This is a genomic window from Tessaracoccus caeni, from assembly GCF_029211185.1.
Lineage (GTDB): Bacteria > Actinomycetota > Actinomycetes > Propionibacteriales > Propionibacteriaceae > Arachnia > Arachnia caeni.
In genome coordinates, this window is sequence record NZ_JARGDO010000003.1 from 235,498 (window position 1) to 253,618 (window position 18,121).

At 67.4% G+C, this 18,121-nt stretch carries 16 protein-coding genes; all 16 read left to right on the forward strand.

Annotation, left to right across the window (positions count from 1 at the left end; translation table 11 throughout):
* Window positions 1–29: 29 nt before the first annotated feature.
* The 16 genes from P0D62_RS04430 (at window position 30) to P0D62_RS04505 (ending at window position 18,085) form a co-directional block, all read left to right on the forward strand.
* On the forward strand, window positions 30–1,592 hold the full coding sequence (locus tag P0D62_RS04430; protein ID WP_275701413.1) for a PQQ-binding-like beta-propeller repeat protein: 1,563 nt from the start codon (window positions 30–32) through the stop codon (window positions 1,590–1,592).
* A gap of 21 nt (window positions 1,593–1,613) precedes the next feature.
* Entirely contained in the window at window positions 1,614–2,630 is a 1,017-nt protein-coding gene (moaA, locus tag P0D62_RS04435) for a GTP 3',8-cyclase MoaA (RefSeq protein ID WP_275701414.1), read from the forward strand.
* 2 nt (window positions 2,631–2,632) lie between these two features.
* Entirely contained in the window at window positions 2,633–2,869 is a 237-nt protein-coding gene (locus P0D62_RS04440) for a MoaD/ThiS family protein (RefSeq protein WP_275701415.1), read from the forward strand.
* Window positions 2,870–2,878: 9 nt separating this feature from the next.
* Window positions 2,879–3,583, forward strand: coding sequence for a molybdenum cofactor guanylyltransferase (gene mobA, locus P0D62_RS04445; RefSeq protein WP_275701416.1), 705 nt, complete (start codon window positions 2,879–2,881; stop codon window positions 3,581–3,583).
* 147 nt (window positions 3,584–3,730) lie between these two features.
* On the forward strand, window positions 3,731–7,441 hold the full coding sequence (locus P0D62_RS04450) for a nitrate reductase subunit alpha (RefSeq protein ID WP_275701417.1): 3,711 nt from the start codon (window positions 3,731–3,733) through the stop codon (window positions 7,439–7,441).
* The gene (gene narH, locus P0D62_RS04455) at window positions 7,441–9,039 is read left to right on the forward strand and encodes a nitrate reductase subunit beta (RefSeq protein WP_275701418.1); all 1,599 of its coding nucleotides are present in this window, start codon (window positions 7,441–7,443) and stop codon (window positions 9,037–9,039) included. Before P0D62_RS04450 ends, narH begins: the two co-directional genes overlap by 1 nt.
* The gene (gene narJ, locus P0D62_RS04460; RefSeq protein ID WP_275701419.1) at window positions 9,036–9,698 is read left to right on the forward strand and encodes a nitrate reductase molybdenum cofactor assembly chaperone; all 663 of its coding nucleotides are present in this window, start codon (window positions 9,036–9,038) and stop codon (window positions 9,696–9,698) included. Before narH ends, narJ begins: the two co-directional genes overlap by 4 nt.
* Window position 9,699: 1 nt before the next feature.
* Window positions 9,700–10,449 carry a respiratory nitrate reductase subunit gamma gene (gene narI, locus P0D62_RS04465; protein ID WP_275701420.1) on the forward strand — a complete coding sequence of 250 codons (750 nt, stop codon included), beginning with the start codon at window positions 9,700–9,702 and terminating at the stop codon, window positions 10,447–10,449.
* 118 nt (window positions 10,450–10,567) lie between these two features.
* Window positions 10,568–11,908 carry an MFS transporter gene (locus P0D62_RS04470; RefSeq protein ID WP_275701421.1) on the forward strand — a complete coding sequence of 447 codons (1,341 nt, stop codon included), beginning with the start codon at window positions 10,568–10,570 and terminating at the stop codon, window positions 11,906–11,908.
* Window positions 11,905–13,293: an MFS transporter gene (locus P0D62_RS04475; protein ID WP_275701422.1), complete on the forward strand. Its 1,389-nt coding sequence runs from the start codon at window positions 11,905–11,907 to the stop codon at window positions 13,291–13,293. The genes P0D62_RS04470 and P0D62_RS04475 overlap by 4 nt, the downstream gene beginning before the upstream one ends.
* 16 nt (window positions 13,294–13,309) lie before the next feature.
* The gene (locus P0D62_RS04480; protein ID WP_406708218.1) at window positions 13,310–13,717 is read left to right on the forward strand and encodes a molybdenum cofactor biosynthesis protein MoaE; all 408 of its coding nucleotides are present in this window, start codon (window positions 13,310–13,312) and stop codon (window positions 13,715–13,717) included.
* Window positions 13,699–14,475, forward strand: coding sequence for a HesA/MoeB/ThiF family protein (locus P0D62_RS04485; RefSeq protein WP_275701424.1), 777 nt, complete (start codon window positions 13,699–13,701; stop codon window positions 14,473–14,475). The genes P0D62_RS04480 and P0D62_RS04485 overlap by 19 nt, the downstream gene beginning before the upstream one ends.
* 609 nt (window positions 14,476–15,084) lie before the next feature.
* Window positions 15,085–15,843, forward strand: a complete 759-nt coding sequence (locus tag P0D62_RS04490) for a DsbA family protein (protein ID WP_275701425.1) — start codon at window positions 15,085–15,087, stop codon at window positions 15,841–15,843.
* Window positions 15,833–15,985: a hypothetical protein gene (locus P0D62_RS04495; protein ID WP_275701426.1), complete on the forward strand. Its 153-nt coding sequence runs from the start codon at window positions 15,833–15,835 to the stop codon at window positions 15,983–15,985. Before P0D62_RS04490 ends, P0D62_RS04495 begins: the two co-directional genes overlap by 11 nt.
* Before the next feature lie 4 nt (window positions 15,986–15,989).
* Window positions 15,990–16,835 (forward strand): cytochrome c biogenesis CcdA family protein, encoded by an 846-nt coding sequence (locus P0D62_RS04500; RefSeq protein WP_275701427.1) that lies wholly within the window; start codon window positions 15,990–15,992, stop codon window positions 16,833–16,835.
* Window positions 16,832–18,085, forward strand: a complete 1,254-nt coding sequence (locus tag P0D62_RS04505) for an MFS transporter (RefSeq protein ID WP_275701428.1) — start codon at window positions 16,832–16,834, stop codon at window positions 18,083–18,085. Before P0D62_RS04500 ends, P0D62_RS04505 begins: the two co-directional genes overlap by 4 nt.
* Window positions 18,086–18,121: the final 36 nt, after the last annotated feature.

Genomic DNA, 18,121 nt, shown 5'->3' on the forward strand with positions numbered 1-18,121 from the left:
TCTAGAGTGGAGCGAAGGAGGGGAGCCGGGTGATCGACGACGACCAGATGCTGCTTGAGCGGATTGGTGAGCAACCGCAGGAGCATGCGCCCGAGCCGATGTCGCGGCGCCGGCGGTTGCTGATCGTCACCGCCTTCGTGGCCACGTTGGCCATCCTGGCCGGGGCCGTCGCCGGCTACGACGCGTGGCAGAACCGCGGAGGGGACGGCTACCTCGAGGGGATTCCGTCGGAGCCCGAGGTGGCCTGGGAGCTGTCGGTCCCAGTCAGGTACGGGGGCATGACGAGCTTCCCCTTCATGGCGGTAGGTGACGAAGCCCTGCTGATCGGCCCGGGGTTTGACGAGGCCGAAGACGCGATCCGCCTGATCTCCCTCGACACCGGTGAGGAGATCTGGCGCCACCGGCTGCCCGACTGGGCGGAGCCTGATGACGGCCTCTGGGCGCCGTTCGCCAATGAGGACGGCAGCGTCCTGGGCTACGGCTTGGGCAATCGACTGGTGCTGCTGGATTCCCGCACGGGCGAGGTCGCCGACGACGTGGCGCTGGGCGACCCCTTGGACATGATCGTCGACGCCGCCGCTCGCGGCACCGATGTGTACGTGGGTCGCGGAACGTCTGACGGAGAGGTGCTGGCGAGGCTCGACGCTCGGCGGCTGGGCGGGGGCCCGATATGGGAGGTCACGCAGGCCCAACCCCAAGGGATCGGCGATGTCGATGGGTTCTCCGGCTTCCCGTCGATATCCGAGTTCGTTCAGGCCCGTGGTGAGGCAACCGGCGAGCTGGACGAGTTCCCGTGGCTGAGCTCGATCTGCCTCTCCGGGCAGGCGGTGTCGTTCGGTCGACGCGTGGTCTCCCGTGCCGACGGCTGCCTGGTCGAGGCGCTCGCCACCTCCGTCTTCTCCCTGGAACTCGGCGAACGTGACGGGGACGAGAGTGAGAAGGAGGGGGAGATCCAGGTGATGATGCAGATCCGCCGTGACCACCAAGAGGCCTTCGCGCCGCTCATGGTCCTCGATGCCATCTCGGGCGATCCGCTTCCCGCGGTGGATATCTTCGACACCTCACGCCGCCACCTCATCGGGCCGCACGGCATCGTCGAACTCGATGCCGGTCCGTTCGCGACCGCACCGTCGCTCGCCGGCGTGGACGGCGCGGAGATCTGGACATCCGAGGTGGAGGCGGACGAGGCGAGTGTGGGAACCCCGGGCATCCTGCTGCGGGCCCCAGGCAGGGTGACGATGCTCGACGAGGGCACGGGGGAAGCTCGGTGGGAGATTCGGGTACTCGCGACGTCCGTGGCGGCGACGAGGCTCGGCCCCGTTCTGGTCTCGAGCGGGGATGCGACGTGGCACGACGGGGACACCGGCCGCGAACTGTCTCGGTGGACCCCGCCGCCCGGTTCGGCGCACGTCGTGGGCGAGAGCAGGCGCCAGGTGATCGTGCGCTACGACGGTTTCAGTCCGGTGCTGCAGGCCTTCGATGCGTCGGGGGTGTTGCTGTGGGAGCGCCCCGTCGCGGGTGAGGCGCTGGTTCGAGGGTCGGCCTTGCTGGTCTACGACGGGTCGACCTTGTCGCGGCTGCGGTCGCGCTGACCGTCACGTAGTATCCACAACATGTTCGGGTTAATCGACGGCTATGGCCGGGTGGCGCGCGATCTCAGGGTCTCGCTGACCGATCGCTGCAACCTGCGCTGCACCTATTGCATGCCCGCCGAAGGACTGGCCTGGCTGCCCACCGAACAGACATTGACCGACGACGAGGTGGTGCGCCTGCTGCGCGTCGCCGTCGAGCGGCTCGGGGTCACCAAGCTGCGCTTCACGGGTGGCGAGCCGCTGCTGCGTCCTGGGTTGGAGGGGATCCTCGCCGCTGCTGCCCGGCTGCGCACCGTCGACGGGGGAGTGCCGGAGCTGGCGCTCACCACGAACGGGCTGGGTCTGGACAAGCGGATCGGCCGGCTGAAGGCAGCGGGACTGCAGCGGGTCAACATCTCCATCGACTCGCTCGACCCGGTCGTCTACGCGCGGCTCACCCGCCGCAACCGCCTGCACGACGTGCTCAGCAGTGTCCGCGCGGTCGACGAGGCGGGACTCAGGCCGCTGAAGGTGAACGCCGTCGTCATGCGGGGCGAGAATGAGGCCGACGTGGTGCGCCTGGCCGACTTCTGCCTGCGCGGCGGCTACGAACTGCGCTTCATCGAGCAGATGCCGCTCGGGCCGCAGCACACGTGGGAGCGTTCCGGCATGGTGACCGCGCACGAGATCCTCGACCTGCTGACGGCGCGCTACACCCTCACCCCCGTCGACGAACCGCGCGGCGCCGCGCCGGCCGCCCTGTGGCGGGTCGCGCCCGACGACACGCAGCCCGGTGGCACCGTCGGCGTGATCGCGTCGGTGAGCGCCCCGTTCTGCGGCGACTGCGACCGCACCCGGCTCACCAGCGACGGCCAGGTGCGCAGCTGCCTGTTCTCGCGTCGCGAGGCCGACCTGCGCGCTATCCTGCGCGGTGGCGGGAGCGACGACGATCTGGTGGCGGCCTGGAAGGGTGAACATCTGATCAAGCCTCGCTCCCATGGCATCGACGACGTGGGCTTCGAACAACCCAGCAGAACCATGAGCGCAATCGGAGGATGAAGATGCAGATCAGGTACTTCGCCGGAGCCGCCGAGGCGGCGGGCTGCGAGTCTCACACCGTCGAGGTGAGCGGGCTCGACGTGGCGGCGCTCGTCGCGCAGCTGGGGGAGGGGAACGAGCGACTGGCCAAGGTGCTGTCCGTCTCCACGCTGCTCGCCGACGGCGCGCGCGTCGAGGGTAGCCACGACCTGAGCGGCGTCCAGCAGCTCGACGTGCTGCCCCCCTTCGCCGGCGGGTAGGTTTCAGCGATGCGCCAGGCCATCGTTCTCGGCGGCGGCCGCTCCCGGCGGATGGGCCGCGACAAGATGGGCGTGCTGTTGGAGGGGCGCAGTCTGCTGCGGCGCACCGTCGACGCAGCTTTGGGGTGGGCCGAGTGCGTGGTCGTGGTGGCGCCCGAGCCCGATGGATGGGAGCCGGATCCGCGCGTGAGGTTCACCCTGGAGGATCCGCCGTTCGGGGGCCCGGTTGCGGGTATCGCGGCGGCCACCGCCATCCTTCTCGCTGCGGGACAGGTGAACGAGGTGCTGCTGCTGGCGGGAGATCTGGCTGCCCCTGAGGCTGTGGTCGGCCGGCTCGCGGAGGTCGAGCCCGGTACCGACGGCGTGGTGCTGCGCGACGAGGACGGCTGGCCGCAGTACTTGGCGGGTCGCTACCGGTTCGACGCCCTCGTCTCCGCCATCGACGCCCTGGACGGAACTCGCGACCTCTCCGTCCGCCGTGCCCTGCGTCGCCTCGATGTCGCCCAAGTCGACGCCCCGAGCGCCGTCACCAAAGACCTGGACACCCCAGAAGACCTGGCGTCCCTCACTGACCGGCGGCCGAACACGACGGTTGTAACCACAGCTCTCGACCACAAGCCCTCAGACACGGTCACGCTCTCCTCGAGGCTCGGCCGCGGGCGGCCTCGCACCTCGAAGAGCGTGGGTGGGGCGCACCTCGAAGAGCGTGGATAGGTACACCTCGAAGAGCGTGGGGTGGGGAAATTAGGGTTGCCTTTCTAGCGAATGACCCTGTCAGCGCATAGACTCCTACGAACCGTAGTGAGTGACTTTCTTTTCACTTCGGCTGATTTATCCAAGATTTTTGGACAAGGTGGTCTCATGAGTGACACGGCGAGGATCGACGGAGCCGCATCCGAGGCTCTGTTGAAGGTGGGGCGTTTCTTCACGAAGTGGGACGAGACGGCGGATGGACGGGCGGTGTTCCGCAAGGGCGGGCGCGCCGGCGACGTCTTCTATCGCGACCGCTGGAGCCATGACAAGGTGGTGCGCTCGACGCACGGTGTGAACTGCACGGGCTCCTGCTCGTGGAAGGTCTACGTCAAGGACGGCATCATCACGTGGGAGTCGCAGCAGACCGACTACCCGTCCACCGGCCCCGATCGCCCGGAGTACGAGCCTCGCGGCTGCCCGCGCGGCGCGGCCTTCTCCTGGTACACCTATTCGCCCACTCGGGTGCGCTACCCGTACGGCCGCGGCGTGCTGCTGGAGATGTATCGCGAGGCCAAGCAGCGCCTGGGTGATCCGGTGGCCGCGTTCCATGAGATCAGCACCGATCCGGTGAAGCGTCGACGCTACCAACAGGCCCGTGGCAAGGGCGGATTGGTGCGCATCTCCTGGGACGAGGCCCTGGAGATCGCCGCCGCGTCCTACGTCAACACCATCAAGCACTACGGCCCTGACCGGATCGTCTCCTTCTCGCCGATCCCGGCGATGAGCATGGTGAGCCACGCCATCGGCACCCGCTTCACCCACCTCATCGGCGGCGCGATGACCAGCTTCTACGACTGGTACGCCGACCTCCCCGTCGCCAGTCCGCAGGTGTTCGGCGACCAGACCGACGTGCCCGAGTCGGGCGACTGGTGGGACGCGTCCTACCTGATGATGTGGGGCTCGAACGTCCCGCTGACCCGCACGCCCGACGCCCACTGGATGGCCGAGGTGCGCTATCGCGGCACAAAGGTGGTCACCGTCAGCCCCGACTATGCCGACAATGTGAAGTTCGCCGACGAGTGGCTTCCGGCCCAGGCGGGCACCGACGCGGCGCTCGCGATGGCGATGGGTCACGTCATTCTCAAAGAGAATTTTGTTGACAAAAAAGTTGACTATTTCGATTCCTATGTAAAGCAGTACACCGACCTCGGAATGCTGATCACGCTTGTGGATCATCCGAATGGTCACGGTCTTACCGCGGGCAAATTCATCACCGCCGCCGATCTTCCGGAATATCAGCATCTGAGCGATGCCGCATTCAAGACGGTGATGTGGAACAAGGCTTCCGCATCTACGGCGGTGCCCAATGGATCGATGGGCTTCCGCTACTCCGAGGACGGCGCCGGCCAGTGGAACCTGGAGCTGGGCGACATCGAGCCCGCCCTCACCTTCCACGGCGACGCCGACGCGGCGGCCGTCGAGGTGGCGCTGCCGTGCTTCGAGGATCCGCGCGGCGAGGGCTCGATCATCAAGCGGGGCGTGCCCACGCGTCGCATCGGCGACAAGCTGGTGACCACCGTCTTCGACCTGATGCTCGCCCAGTACGGCGTCGAGCGCGAGGGTCTGCCGGGCCAGTGGCCGAGCGGATACGACGACGTCAACACCCCCTACACGCCGGCCTGGCAGGCCGAGATCACCTCGGTACCGGCCGAGGCCTGCATCCGCACCGCTCGGCAGTTCGCGCAGAACTCCGAGGAGTCGAAGGGCCGCACGATGATCATCATCGGCGCGGGCATCTGCCACTGGTTCCACGCCGACGTCACCTACCGCGCCATCATCGCGCTGCTGATGATGACCGGCTGCATCGGCAAGAACGGCGGCGGCTGGGCCCACTACGTCGGTCAGGAGAAGTGCCGCCCCATGACGGGCTGGTTCAACATGGCCAACGCCATGGACTGGCAGCGTCCGCCGCGCACCATGATCGGCACCGCCTACTGGTACATGCACACCGACCAGTGGCGCACGGACGGATTCTCGGCCGACCGGGTGAAGTCGCCGCTGTCCACCGGCGCGCTCGACGGCATGCACACCGCCGACGCGCTGGCGCAGTCGAACCGGCTGGGCTGGATGCCGTTCTATCCGCAGTTCGACAAGAACCCGCTGGATCTGGCCGACGAGGCCCAGGCCGCCGTCGACCGTGGCGAGGCTGAGAGCGTGCAGGCCTACGTCGCCGCGAGGCTGAAGAGCGGCGAGCTGAAGAGTTCGATGGAGGACGTGGACGCGCCGCAGAACTGGCCGCGCACCATGATCCTCTGGCGCTCCAACCTGTTCGGCTCGTCGGCGAAGGGCAACGAGTACTTCCTCAAGCATCTGCTGGGCACGCACAACAACCTGCTGCCCAACAACCACGGCGCCGACGAGCGCCCCGAGCACGTGAAGTGGCACGACGAGGCGCCCGAGGGCAAGCTCGACCTGCTGATGACCGCCGACTTCCGGATGACCAGCTCGACGCTGCTGTCCGACATCGTCTTCCCGGCCGCCACCTGGTACGAGAAGCACGACCTCTCCAGCACCGACATGCACCCCTACGTGCACTCGTTCTCGCCCGCTATCGACCCGCCATGGGAGGCCAAGACCGACTTCGAGCTGTTCACCGAGCTGGCGCACAAGCTGTCGACGATGGCCAAGGGTCGCCTCGACAAGCGCAAGGATCTGGTGGCCGTCGCGCTGCAGCACGACACTCCCGGCCAGATCAAGCAGCCGGGCGGCGTGGTGCGCGACTGGAAGGGCACCGACATCCCGGCCGTGCCCGGCCAGAACATGCCGGTGCTGGCCGTCGTCGAGCGCGACTACACCGCGATCGCCGACAAGCTCGCCACCGTCGGCCCGCTCGCGGAGAAGCTAGGCTTCACGGTGAAGAACATCACCTACCACGTGGAGCATCAGGTGAATCAGCTGGGCCGGCTGCACGGCGTCTACCCGAGCGGTCCGGCTGAGGGTCGCCCGGCGATCAACACCGATCAGCGCATGGCCGAGGCCATCCTGATGTTCTCCGGCACCACCAACGGCGAGCTGGCCACCCAGGGCTTCCACGACCTGGAGAAGAAGACCGGCCGCAAGATCGCCGATCTGGCCGAGGGCTCGGAGGAAAAGCTGATCACCTTCGCCCAGACGCAGAACGCGCCGCAGCCGGTGATCACGTCGCCGGAGTGGTCGGGGTCTGAGACGGGCGGACGTCGTTATGCGGCCTTCACCATCAACACCGAGCGACTGAAGCCCTGGCACACGCTGTCCGGCCGGATGCACTTCTTCCTCGACCACGACTGGATGATCGACGCCGGCGAGCAGCTGCCCACCTTCCGTCCACCGCTGGACATGTCCAAGGCCTACGGCGAGCCCGAGCTGGGCCCGGCGGGGGAGAAGGCGATCACGCTGCGCTACCTGACGGTGCACAACAAGTGGTCGATCCACTCCGAGTACCAGGACAACCTGTTCATGCTGTCGCTGGGACGCGGCGGCCCGCAGGCGTGGTTGAGCGTCGCTGACGCCGCGTCGATCGGCGTCAAAGACAACGACTGGATCGAGCTGACCAACGCCAACGGCGTCTTCGTCGCCCGCGCCGTCGTCACCTCGAAGCTGCCGGACGGCATCTGTTACGTGCAGCACGCGCAGGAACGCACCATCGACGTACCCAAGTCGGAGGCGACGGGGCGTCGCGGCGGCATCCACAACTCGGTGACGCGCATCCTGCTCAAGCCCACCCATTTGATCGGCGGCTACGCCCACCAGGCGTACGCCTTCAACTACATCGGCCCCACCGGCGTGCAGCGAGACATCGTCTCGACGGTGCGCCGCCGCTCGCAGGAGGTGCAGTACTGATGGCGAAACAGCGCCGTGTCATGGCTCAGGTGGCCATGGTGATGAATCTGGACAAGTGCATCGGCTGTCACACGTGCTCGGTGACCTGCAAGCAGGCCTGGACCAACCGGGCCGGCATCGAGTACGTGTGGTTCAACAACGTCGAGACCCGGCCCGGGCAGGGATACCCGCGCGCCTACGAGGACCAGGAGAAGTGGCAGGGCGGCTGGGTGCGCACCAAGAGCGGCCGGCTCAAGCTGCGCTCCGGCGGCCGTTTCAAGAAGCTGCTGAGCATCTTCGCCTCCCCGGTGCAGCCGGGCATGGAGGACTACTACGAGCCCTGGACCTACGACTACGAGAACCTGATCACCGCCCCGCTGGGCGACGACTTCCCGGTGGCCCGGCCGAAGTCGCTGGTGACAGGCCAGAACATGGCCATCAGCGCCTCGGCCAACTGGGACGACTCGCTGGGCGGCGTCGCGGCCACCGAGCAGGGCGACCCCATCCTCAAGAAGCTGCGCGAGGAGGCCAACCAGCAGATCAAGCTGGAGTACGAGAAGAGCTTCATGTTCTTCGTGCCCCGGATCTGCGAGCACTGCCTGAACCCGTCGTGCATGGCCTCGTGCCCGTCGGGAGCGATCTACAAGCGCTCCGAGGACGGCATCGTGCTTGTCGATCAGGACAAGTGCCGCGGCTGGCGCCAGTGCATCACCGGCTGCCCGTACAAGAAGATCTACTTCAACCACCGCACCGGCAAGGCCGAGAAGTGCCACTTCTGCTACCCGCGCCTCGAGGTGGGCCTTCCCACGGTGTGCTCCGAGACGTGCGTCGGCCGGCTGCGCTACATCGGCATCATCCTCTACGACCCCGACAAGGTCACCCAGGCCGCGCTGGCGGATGAGAAGGACCTCTACGAGGCCCAGCTCGACGTGATGCTCGACCCGTACGACCCGCAGGTGATCGCGGACGCCCGCGCCAACGGCATCCCCGCCGACTGGCTGCAGGCTGCGCAGAAGTCGCCCACCTATGCGCTGATCAAGCACTTCCAGGTGGCGCTGCCGCTGCACCCGGAGTACCGCACCATGCCGATGGTCTGGTACATCCCGCCGCTGTCGCCCGTCGTCGATCTGCTGAGTTCGCAGGGCCACGATGCAGAGGCCGGGGGCAACCTGTTCGGCGCCATCGACGCGCTGCGCATCCCGCTGGAATACCTGGCGGAGCTGTTCACCGCCGGCGACGTCGAGCCGGTGCGCCTGGTGCTGCAGAAGCTGGCGGCCATGCGCTCCTACATGCGCGACGTGACGCTCGGCCGTGAGCGCAACGAGGAGCTGGCTGCCGCCGTCGGCATGACCGGCGGCGCGCTGGAGCAGATGTACCGGCTGCTGGCGATCGCGAAGTACAACGACCGCTACGTGATCCCCAAGGCGCACCGCGAACAGGCGCACAACCTGGAAGAGATGGGCTGCTCGGTGAACTTCGACGATGACCCCAGCGCGATGGGCGGCTTCGGCGAGTCCTCGGGCCGGGTGGTTCCCGTCGCCATCGAGTCCTTCGCCGCGGTCAAGGCCAAGCGCGAAGAGGCCGAGCGCGACATGGCGGAGAAGGCGGGTCGTCCGTGAAACTGCCCACCCCGCCGCCGAAGAACCACCGCGTGATCTACGCGGCGGCCGCCGTCGTGCTCGCCTATCCCGAACAGGAGGTGCTCGACCGCCTCCCGCTCGTCGAGCAGGCCCTGGCCGAGGTCGACGCGCTGGACGGCTTCCGGCCCACGCTGGAGCACCTGCGCTCGATGCCGCTCATGGACGCTCAGTCGTGGCACGTCCAGGAGTTCGACCTGTCGCGCCGGCACGCCATGCACCTCACCTACTGGACCGACGGCGACACCCGCCGCCGCGGCGAGGTGCTGGCCGCGATCAAGCAGACCTATCGCGACTCCGGACTGCTCGTCGATCTCGACGGCGAGCTGCCCGACTACCTGCCGATGGTGCTGGAGTTCGCCGCCAACGGCGCCCCGGCACTGGGCGTCGCGCTGCTCAACACCTATCGCGCCTCGCTCGAACTGCTGCGGCTGGGCCTGCTCAAGGACAAGCTGCCGCAGGCCGGCGTCGTCGCCGCCGTCTGCGACACCCTCGGCGGTCCCTCGCCGCAGACCAGGGCCGAGGTGCAGCAGCTCATCGCCGCCCCGCCCAGCGAGCTCGTCGGGCTCGACCCCTTCATCCACTCCACTCCGTTCCCGGTGGGCAGCCAGAACCTGGCCGGCTCCAAGCAAGGAGGCTGACATGGAAACCTTCGCCTGGGGCGTGTTCCCCTATCTGGTGCTGCTGATCTTGGTGGGCGGCCTGGCCTGGCGCTACCGCTACGACCAGTTCGGGTGGACCACGCGCTCGTCGCAGCTGTACGAGTCGAAGCTGCTGAAATTCGCCTCGCCCCTGTTCCACTTCGCGCTGCTCGCGGTGTTCATGGGCCATGTCGTCGGCCTGATCATCCCGAAGGCGTTCACGGACTGGATCGGGATCGACCAGCACATGTACCACATGGGTGCCTTCTACGGCGGCGGCCTGGCCGGCATCGCCCTGGTCGTGGGCCTCGGGTTGCTGATCTACCGGCGTCGCACCCAGACGGCGGTCTTCCAGGCCACCACCTGGAACGACAAGATCATGTACCTGGTGCTCGCCACCGCGATCGGCGTCGGCATGGTCGCCACGCTGACCGGCGACGTGACCCCCACCGGCGAAGAGCACAACTACCGCGAGACGGTCTCCGTCTGGTTCCGTTCGCTGGCCTACTTCCAGCCCAACATCGAGGCCATGGGGGAGGCCACCTGGCAGTTCAAGGTGCACGTCCTGCTGGGACTGACGCTGATCGCCATGATTCCCTTCACCAGGCTGGTGCACGCCTTCTCGGCGCCCCTGCACTACCTGTTCCGTCCCTACATCGTCTACCGGAGCCGCGACGCCGCGCCGCAGCAGTCGCACACGGTCAAGGGTCGTGGCTGGGATCCCATCGGCACCCCGGACAACAAGAAATGACCGGCCGCTAACGGGCTTATCCAACCCCGGGTGCTACGGCTTGTAGGACGTTCGGCAGACTGTCACCGATAACTACCAATAGTTTGAAGAAACCCATCTCACAGAGAGACCATCGACAGTGAGCAAGAACCTCATCGAGGTGCCACCCGTGCACGAGACCGGCAAGGGTGCCGGCCGGGTCATGACCATGTCGACCATCGCGTTCACCCTGATGTTCGCGGTGTGGCTGATGTTCGGCATTCTCGGCATCCCCATCCAGAAGGAACTCGGCATCAGCGACGAGCAGCTGAGCTGGATCTCCGCCGTCGCCGTGTTGAACGGGTCTATGTGGCGGCTGCCCGCCGGCATCATCGCCGACCGGATCGGCGGCCGGAAGGTGACGCTGTTCCTGCTGTTCGCCACCGCCATCCCCGCCTACATGGTGAGCTTCGCAGAGAGCTACACCTGGCTGCTGGTGCTGGCCTTCCTCGTCGGCTTCGCCGGCAACCTGTTCTCCGTCGGCACCACCTGGAACTCCGCCTGGTACAGCAAGGACCGTCAAGGTCTGGCACTCGGCGTCTTCGGTGCGGGCAACGTCGGCGCGTCGGTCACCAAGTTCATCGGCCCGCCGCTGATCGCCGCCACCGCGGGCAGTACCTACATTCTGGGCATCCAGGGCGGCTGGCGCCTGATCCCGGTCATCTACGCCGTGCTGCTGGTGATCGTCGGCATCCTCACCTGGGTGATCGTGCCGCGGGTGGACCGCGCGCCCGGCTCGTCCCGGAAGCTGAGCGACATGCTCGCCCCGCTGAGCAGCGTGCGAGTGTGGCGCTTCAGCCTGTACTACGTGGCCGTCTTCGGCGCCTACGTGGCGCTGTCGGCCTGGCTGCCCAAGTACTACGTCGACAACTTCGGCGTGAGCCTCACCGTCGCCGGTCTGCTCACCGCGACCTTCATCTTCCCCGCCTCGCTGCTGCGGCCCGTCGGCGGCTGGCTGAGCGACCGCTTCGGCGCCCGCAAGGTCATGTATTGGACCTTCGCCCTGATGCTGCTGAGCAGCGGGGTGCTGATGATGCCCAACGGCTTCATCACCGTCGTGCATCCCGACGGTGCGCAGACCGCGCACCTGCACTACGAGATCCAGCTGGTGTGGTTCGTGGTGCTGGTGTTCATCCTGGGATGCGCCATGGGCTTCGGCAAGGCCGCCGTTTTCAAGCACATCCCGGAGTATTTCCCCGACAACGTGGGCTCCGTCGGCGGCCTCGTCGGCATGCTGGGCGGCTTGGGTGGCTTCTTCCTTCCGCCACTGTTCGCCTACACCAAGACCTGGTCGGGCTTCCCGAGCAGCACCTTCTTCTGCATCTTCATCCTGGTGGCGATCTGCGCCATCTGGATGCACGTCACCATCCACCGCATGATGACCGACGCCACTCCTGAGACGGCCTCGCTCATCGAACCCGAACTGGAGGCCGCCAAGTGAGCGCAGCACTCGAGACCAAGGGCGACTGGCTCCAATCCTGGGATCCCGAGGATCCCAAGAAGTGGGACAAGAAACTCGCCTACAGCACGCTGACCGTCACCACGTTCACGCTGACGCTGTGCTTCGTCGCCTGGTTCCTGCCCAGCGCGATCATTCCCAAGCTGACCGCCCTCGGCTACACCTTCACCAAGGCGCAGCTGTACTGGATGGCGGCCATGCCGGGCCTGTCGGGCGGCATTCTTCGCCTGGTGTGGATGGTGCTGCCGCCCATCATGGGCACCCGCAAGATGGTGGCGCTGACCACGCTGCTGCTGATCCTGCCCGTGCTGGGCTGGGGCTTCGAGGTGACCAACCCCGACGTGCCGTACTGGCGGCTGATGGCACTGGCCTTCCTCGCCGGCATCGGCGGCGGCGCGTTCTCCGGCTTCATGCCGTCGACGTCGTACTTCTTCCCGCGTCGCATGTCGGGCACCGTGCTGGGCATCCAGGCGGGCGTCGGCAACTTCGGTGTCTCGCTGGTGCAGCTGCTCACGCCGTGGCTGATCTCCTTCGGCATGTTCGGGTTCCTCGGCTCGCAGGCGATGTCCGTACCGGGTAAGGAGTCGGTGCTCGTCTGGTACCAGAACTCGGCGCTGGTCTACATCCCGTTCATCATCGTCGGCGCGATCTGGGCGTACCTGGTGCTGAAGTCGGTGCCCGTGAAGGCCAACATCAAGCAGCAGTTCGACATCTTCGGCAACCAGGACACCTGGTGGATGACGCTGCTCTACATCATGACCTTCGGCACCTTCTCAGGGCTGTCGGCCCAGTTCGGCTTGCTGATGAGCAACCTCTACGGCTCGGGCAATACCGACATCGTCGAGGGCGCGGGAGCCACGGCCACCATGCTGATCGACGGGTACGCGCTGCCCGACCCGGTGAAGTACGTCTTCCTCGGGCCCTTGATCGGAGCCGGCGCGCGGGTGTTGTTCTCGCCGCTGACCGACCGCATGGGCGGCGCACTCTGGACCCTGATCTCCGGCATCGGCATTCTGGGGTCGATCGTCTTCACCATCCCCGCCCTGGTGCCCGACACCAGCAGCGCGGAGGCGCTCACCTCCGGCTTCAACCAGTTCCTGTGGGGCATGCTGCTGATCTTCCTGTTCTCGGGCATCGGCAACGCGTCGACGTTCAAGCAGATGCCGATGATCTTCGAACGGCGCCAGGCCGGCGGCGTGATCGGCTGGACCGGCGCCATCGCCGCCTTCGGACCGTTCCTGTTCGGCGTGGGCCTCACCATCATGTCGCCCACCACCTTCTACATCATCGGCGCGGCCTGGGCCGTGATGTGCATCGGCATCACTTGGTGGCGCTACGCCCGTCCGGGCGCGCCTAAGAAGAGCTGAGGATCTTTTGAATGAACTGAGTGGCGTCGTCGAGGTGGACATCGACGTCGACGCGCTGGAGGCCGCCGTCTCGTCCGACAGGGCAGGAGCGGTGGTCACCTTCGCCGGCGTGGTGCGCAACCACGATCACGGCAAGGCCGTCACGGGCATCGACTACGTCGGCCACCCGTCGGCCGACGAGGTGCTGCGCGAGCTGGTGGCGGAGTTCTCCGGCCGCGACGGCGTGCATGCGATGGTCGCCCAGCACCGGGTGGGCTCGCTGGGCATCGGCGGCATCGCGCTGTTCGTCGCGGTGGCGGCGTCGCATCGCAGCCAGGCCTTCGGGTGCGCGTCCGACTTCGTCGACGAGGTGAAGCGGTGCCTGCCGATCTGGAAGAAGCAGTACCTGGCGGATGGGAGTTACGAGTGGTCGCAGTGTCCCTGAGTTCCGCGCCGGTGACGGAGTTGAGCGACGAGCAGCGCGAGCGCTACGTGCGCAACATCGACGTGGTGGGCATGGGGGAGGAGGGGCAGCTGCGGCTGCTCAACTCGTCGGTGCTGGCCATTGGCGCCGGTGGCTTGGGCTCTGCCGCGCTGCCGTACCTGGCCGCGGCGGGCGTGGGGCGGATCGGCATCGTCGACGGCGACGCGGTGGAGTTGAAGAACATGCAGCGCCAGGTGCTGCACACCGAGCTTGGGCGCAACAAGGCCGTCTCTGCGATGGAGCGTCTGCGCGCGCTCAACCCCGACGTGGCGGTGGCCGCGTACCCCGACTACCTGGCCTTCGAGCGCGCGCGTGAGTTGTTCCCCCGCTACGACCTGGTGCTGGACTGCACCGACTCCTTCGGGGCGAAGTTCATGCTGTCGGACGCGGCGGAGGCGGTCGGCGCCCGGCTGATCTGGGCGACGGCGGTCGGCATGCAGGCGCAGTGCTCGGTCTTCGGTATGCCGGATGAGCATGGCGACCGGCTGTACCTGCGCGATCTGCATCCGAAGGAACCGGCGGTCGGCGACTACCCGCAGGCCACCGATATCGGCATCCTCGGCGCGAACGTCGGCCAGGTTGGCGCCATGCAGGCCGCCGAGGCGATCAAGCTGCTCGCCGGTTTCGGCCGCCCGCTGGTTGGTCGCGTCGCCGTCCTCGACACCTTGAACGCCCGCTGGTCCACCCTCCCCCTGAGACGAGCGCCCCACGCTCTTTGAGGTGCGAGCGTCAGCGAGCCTCGAAAAGAGTCGGCGCGACTTTGGGTTGGGGCTGCTTGTCGGCTGCCGGTTGGGTCTTTTCGAGGCTTCGGCTTGGGGCTCGTTCCTCGCCCTGAGCCTTCGCACCTCAAAGAGCGTCATTGGTGCTTCGCGCTCGTCTTGATTGTCGAGGCTTCGGCCCGGGGCTCGTTCCGGGTGCTGAGGAGCGAGGTACGAGCGTCTCGAAGTGCGCCCCGGCGCCTTCGCACCTCAAAGACCGTGATGATGACGCTCTTTGAGGTGCGAGCGCCAGCGAGCCTCGAAAAGAGTCGGCGCGAGTTTGGGTTGGGGCTGCTTGTCGGCTGTCGGGTGGGTCTTTTCGAGGCTTCGGCCCGGGGCTCGTTCCTCGCCCTGAGCCTTCGCACCTCAAAGAGCGTTATTGGTGCTTCGCGCTCGTCTTGATTGTCGAGGCTTCGGCTTGGGGCTCGTTCCTCGCCCTGAGCCTTCGCACCTCAAAGAGCGTGGCGTCGGAAGCGATCCGGTTTTGACTATCTCCTATCGTGCGGGGATGCTGGGGGGAGTATCGGCCGCGACGCCGACCGCTGACTGTTTTCTCCTTGGAGGCCCCTCGTGAACGCCGCACCGACCCAGAACACTCCTCGGCGAGCCGTGGTGCCGACGCTGGTGATCGTCGTGGCTGTGGTGCTGATCGTGTTCGTCGTCTTCCTGCAGCGAGGTACCGCTCCGTCGGCGGAGACGCCGGCGTCTCCCGCGAACACCGCGCCCGCGACGGCGGAGACCGTCGCGCCGCCGACTGGCGAGGAAACAGCTCAGCCCGACCTCACGGCGATCGAACGTCGCGACGAGAACGACCCGCTGACGGCCGGCTCGCCCGACGCGCCCGTCGGGATGGTCGTCTTCTCCGACTACCAGTGCGGCTACTGCGCCAAGTGGAGCGCCGAGACGCTTCCGACGATGCTCGAGTACGCCGAGCGCGGCGACCTGTGGATCGAGTGGCGCGACCTGAACATCTTCGACGAGCCGTCCCGGCGCGCCGCCCGCGCGTCCTATGCCGCCGGGCTCCAGGACGCCTTCTGGCCCTATCACGATCAGCTGTACCCCGAGGGTAAGACGCGGTCCGCGGATCAGCTCACCGACGAGGCGCTGATCGCCCTCGCCGGTGAGCTCCAGCTGGACACCGAGCGCTTCGCCGTCGACATGAACGCCGAGGACACGGTGGCCGCCGTCGCCGCCAACGAGGAGCTGGGACGCCGGCTGGGAGCCTCGTCGACGCCGGCCTTCCTGCTGGGCGGCACCCCGATCGTCGGTGCGCAGCCGACGGAGGTGTTCGTCGAGGTCATCGAGACAGCCTTGGCCAATGGTGCGTGACGACGGCGCGTTCGAGTCGGTCTACCTGCTGCCGAGCTGGCCAATGGTGCCTGACATCGACGAGTGCGACGACAAAGACGGCGTGAAGGGGCGTCGCGTGAGTCGGGCGCTTCTCTGCTTCTGCAGCGGATTCCGGGGCTGAACCGGTGGACATCGGCCTGGTCACGGCGTTTTTCGGGGGAGCGCTGGCCATCCTCAGTCCTTGCGGGGCCCTGCTGCTGCCCGCCTTCTTCGCGTCCACCGTCGGATCGGGGCCGCGCTTGCTGCTGCACGGCGGCATCTTCTATGCGGGCCTGCTGCTCGTCCTCGTGCCCCTCGGGGTGGGGGCCGGCGCGATCGGCGCTCTCTTCATAACGCACCGCACGGCGATCATCGGGGGCGCGTCGCTCCTGCTCGTGGCACTCGGGGTGATGCAGATCTTCGGGTTCGGCTTCGACGCCGCGCGGCTGCTGCCCGGCGGTCGGGCGCTCCAGGACCAGGCGGACTCCCGGGTGGGCCTGCTCAAGACCTTCTTGCTCGGCGCCACCAGTGGCGTCGCCGGATTCTGCGCCGGCCCGATCCTGGGCGCCGTGCTCACCATGGCGGCCGCGCAGGGCAGTGTCGTCGCGGCCGGGGTCCTGCTCGGCATCTACGGAGCGGGCATGGTGGTGCCGCTGCTGGTGATCGCGGCGCTCTGGGGCAGGATCGGCGAGCGGGCGCGGCGGGCGCTGCGCGGCCGTACCTTCACCGTCGCGGGCCGGGACTTTCACACCACGTCGGTGATCACCGGCGTCCTGATCGCTGCGGTGGGTGTGCTGTTCTGGGCCACCAATGGGCTGGTCACGGTGCCGGCCTTGTTACCGACGTCCGTCTCGGCCTGGCTGCAGGGGCGAAGCTCGGTGCTGGCCAACGGGTGGGTCGACATTGCCGCTATCGTGCTGGTCGCCGGCGTGGTCCTGGTGCTCTGGTGGCGGGCGCAGGGCCGCCGGGTATGCGAGGAAGGTGAAGCGTGACCGCCATTGAATCGCAAGGGAAGTCGACGTCTGTGATCCAGCGACGCACCCTTCTCATCCTGGTGATCATGCAGGTGGTCGGCACCGTCGGGGTGGGCGTGGCGCCCTCGATCGGCATCCTGCTGGCCAGCGAGGTGACCGCGAACGAGGCATGGGCCGGTTTGGCGCGTACGGCGAGCACACTCGGTGCCGCGCTGTTCGGCCTGCCGCTCGGGAACCTCGCCGCGCGAGCCGGGCGACGAGTCGCGCTCTCGCTCGGCTGGTGGGTGGCCGCGGCCGGCAGCGCCATCCTGGTTGCCGCCGCGCAGTGGAGCCTCGTGGTGCCGCTGTTCATCGGTCTGCTGCTCATCGGCGCGGGCTCGGCGGCCGCGCTGCAGTCGCGCTTCGCCGCCACCGACCTGGCCGAGCCGCAGCACAAAGCGCGTTCGCTGGCGCTGGTGGTGTGGGTCGGCACCTTGGGCTCGGTGCTGGGCCCTAACCTCGGTGCGCCCGGCGAGATCCTTGGCGCGGCCACCGGACTGACGGTGTTCGCCAGCGCCTTCCTCATCGCGGCCGTCTGCCTGGCCCTGGCAGGAGTGATCGTCTTCGTCTGGCTTCGCCCCGACCCGCTGCTGCATGCCGCGCGCGAGTCGGGAGCGCCGCCCCACGCTGCGTCGAGGAAGGGGCGGATCAGGCGCATCTTCGCCGAGATCAGGGCCAACCGTCCCGCCCGGATCGCGGTGATCGCGATCCTCACCGCCCAGATCGTGATGGTCGCGGTGATGACGATGACCCCGGTTCACATCGTGCATCACGGCGGATCGGTGAACGTCGTGGGCATCACCATCAGCCTGCACGTCGTGGGCATGTTTGCCCTGTCGCCGCTTGTGGGTTGGATGGCCGATCGCTACGGGCATCGGCTGGCGATGTGGATCGGCATCGCGATCTTCCTCGCCTCACTGCTCGTCGGGGCGCTCTGGCCCGACGACATGGGCTGGATCGTCGTCTCGCTGATTCTGCTGGGCGTCGGATGGTGTTTCGTCAACGTCGCTGCCTCGGCCCTGTTCAGCACCGCCGTCACACCGGAGACGCGAGCCTCGTCGCAGGGCGGCGTCGACGCGCTGTCCAACCTCTTCGGCGCCACGGCCGCCTTCCTCGCCGGACCACTACTGGCGGCGAGTAGCTTCGCGACGCTGTCGCTGCTGTCGATGGTGGTGTTGGTTCCGCTGGCGCTGCTGATCGTCCGTCCACTGGCTCGATCCGGCCCTTAACCGCTTGCTTAACCACCGAAGTCAGTGGTTAAGCAA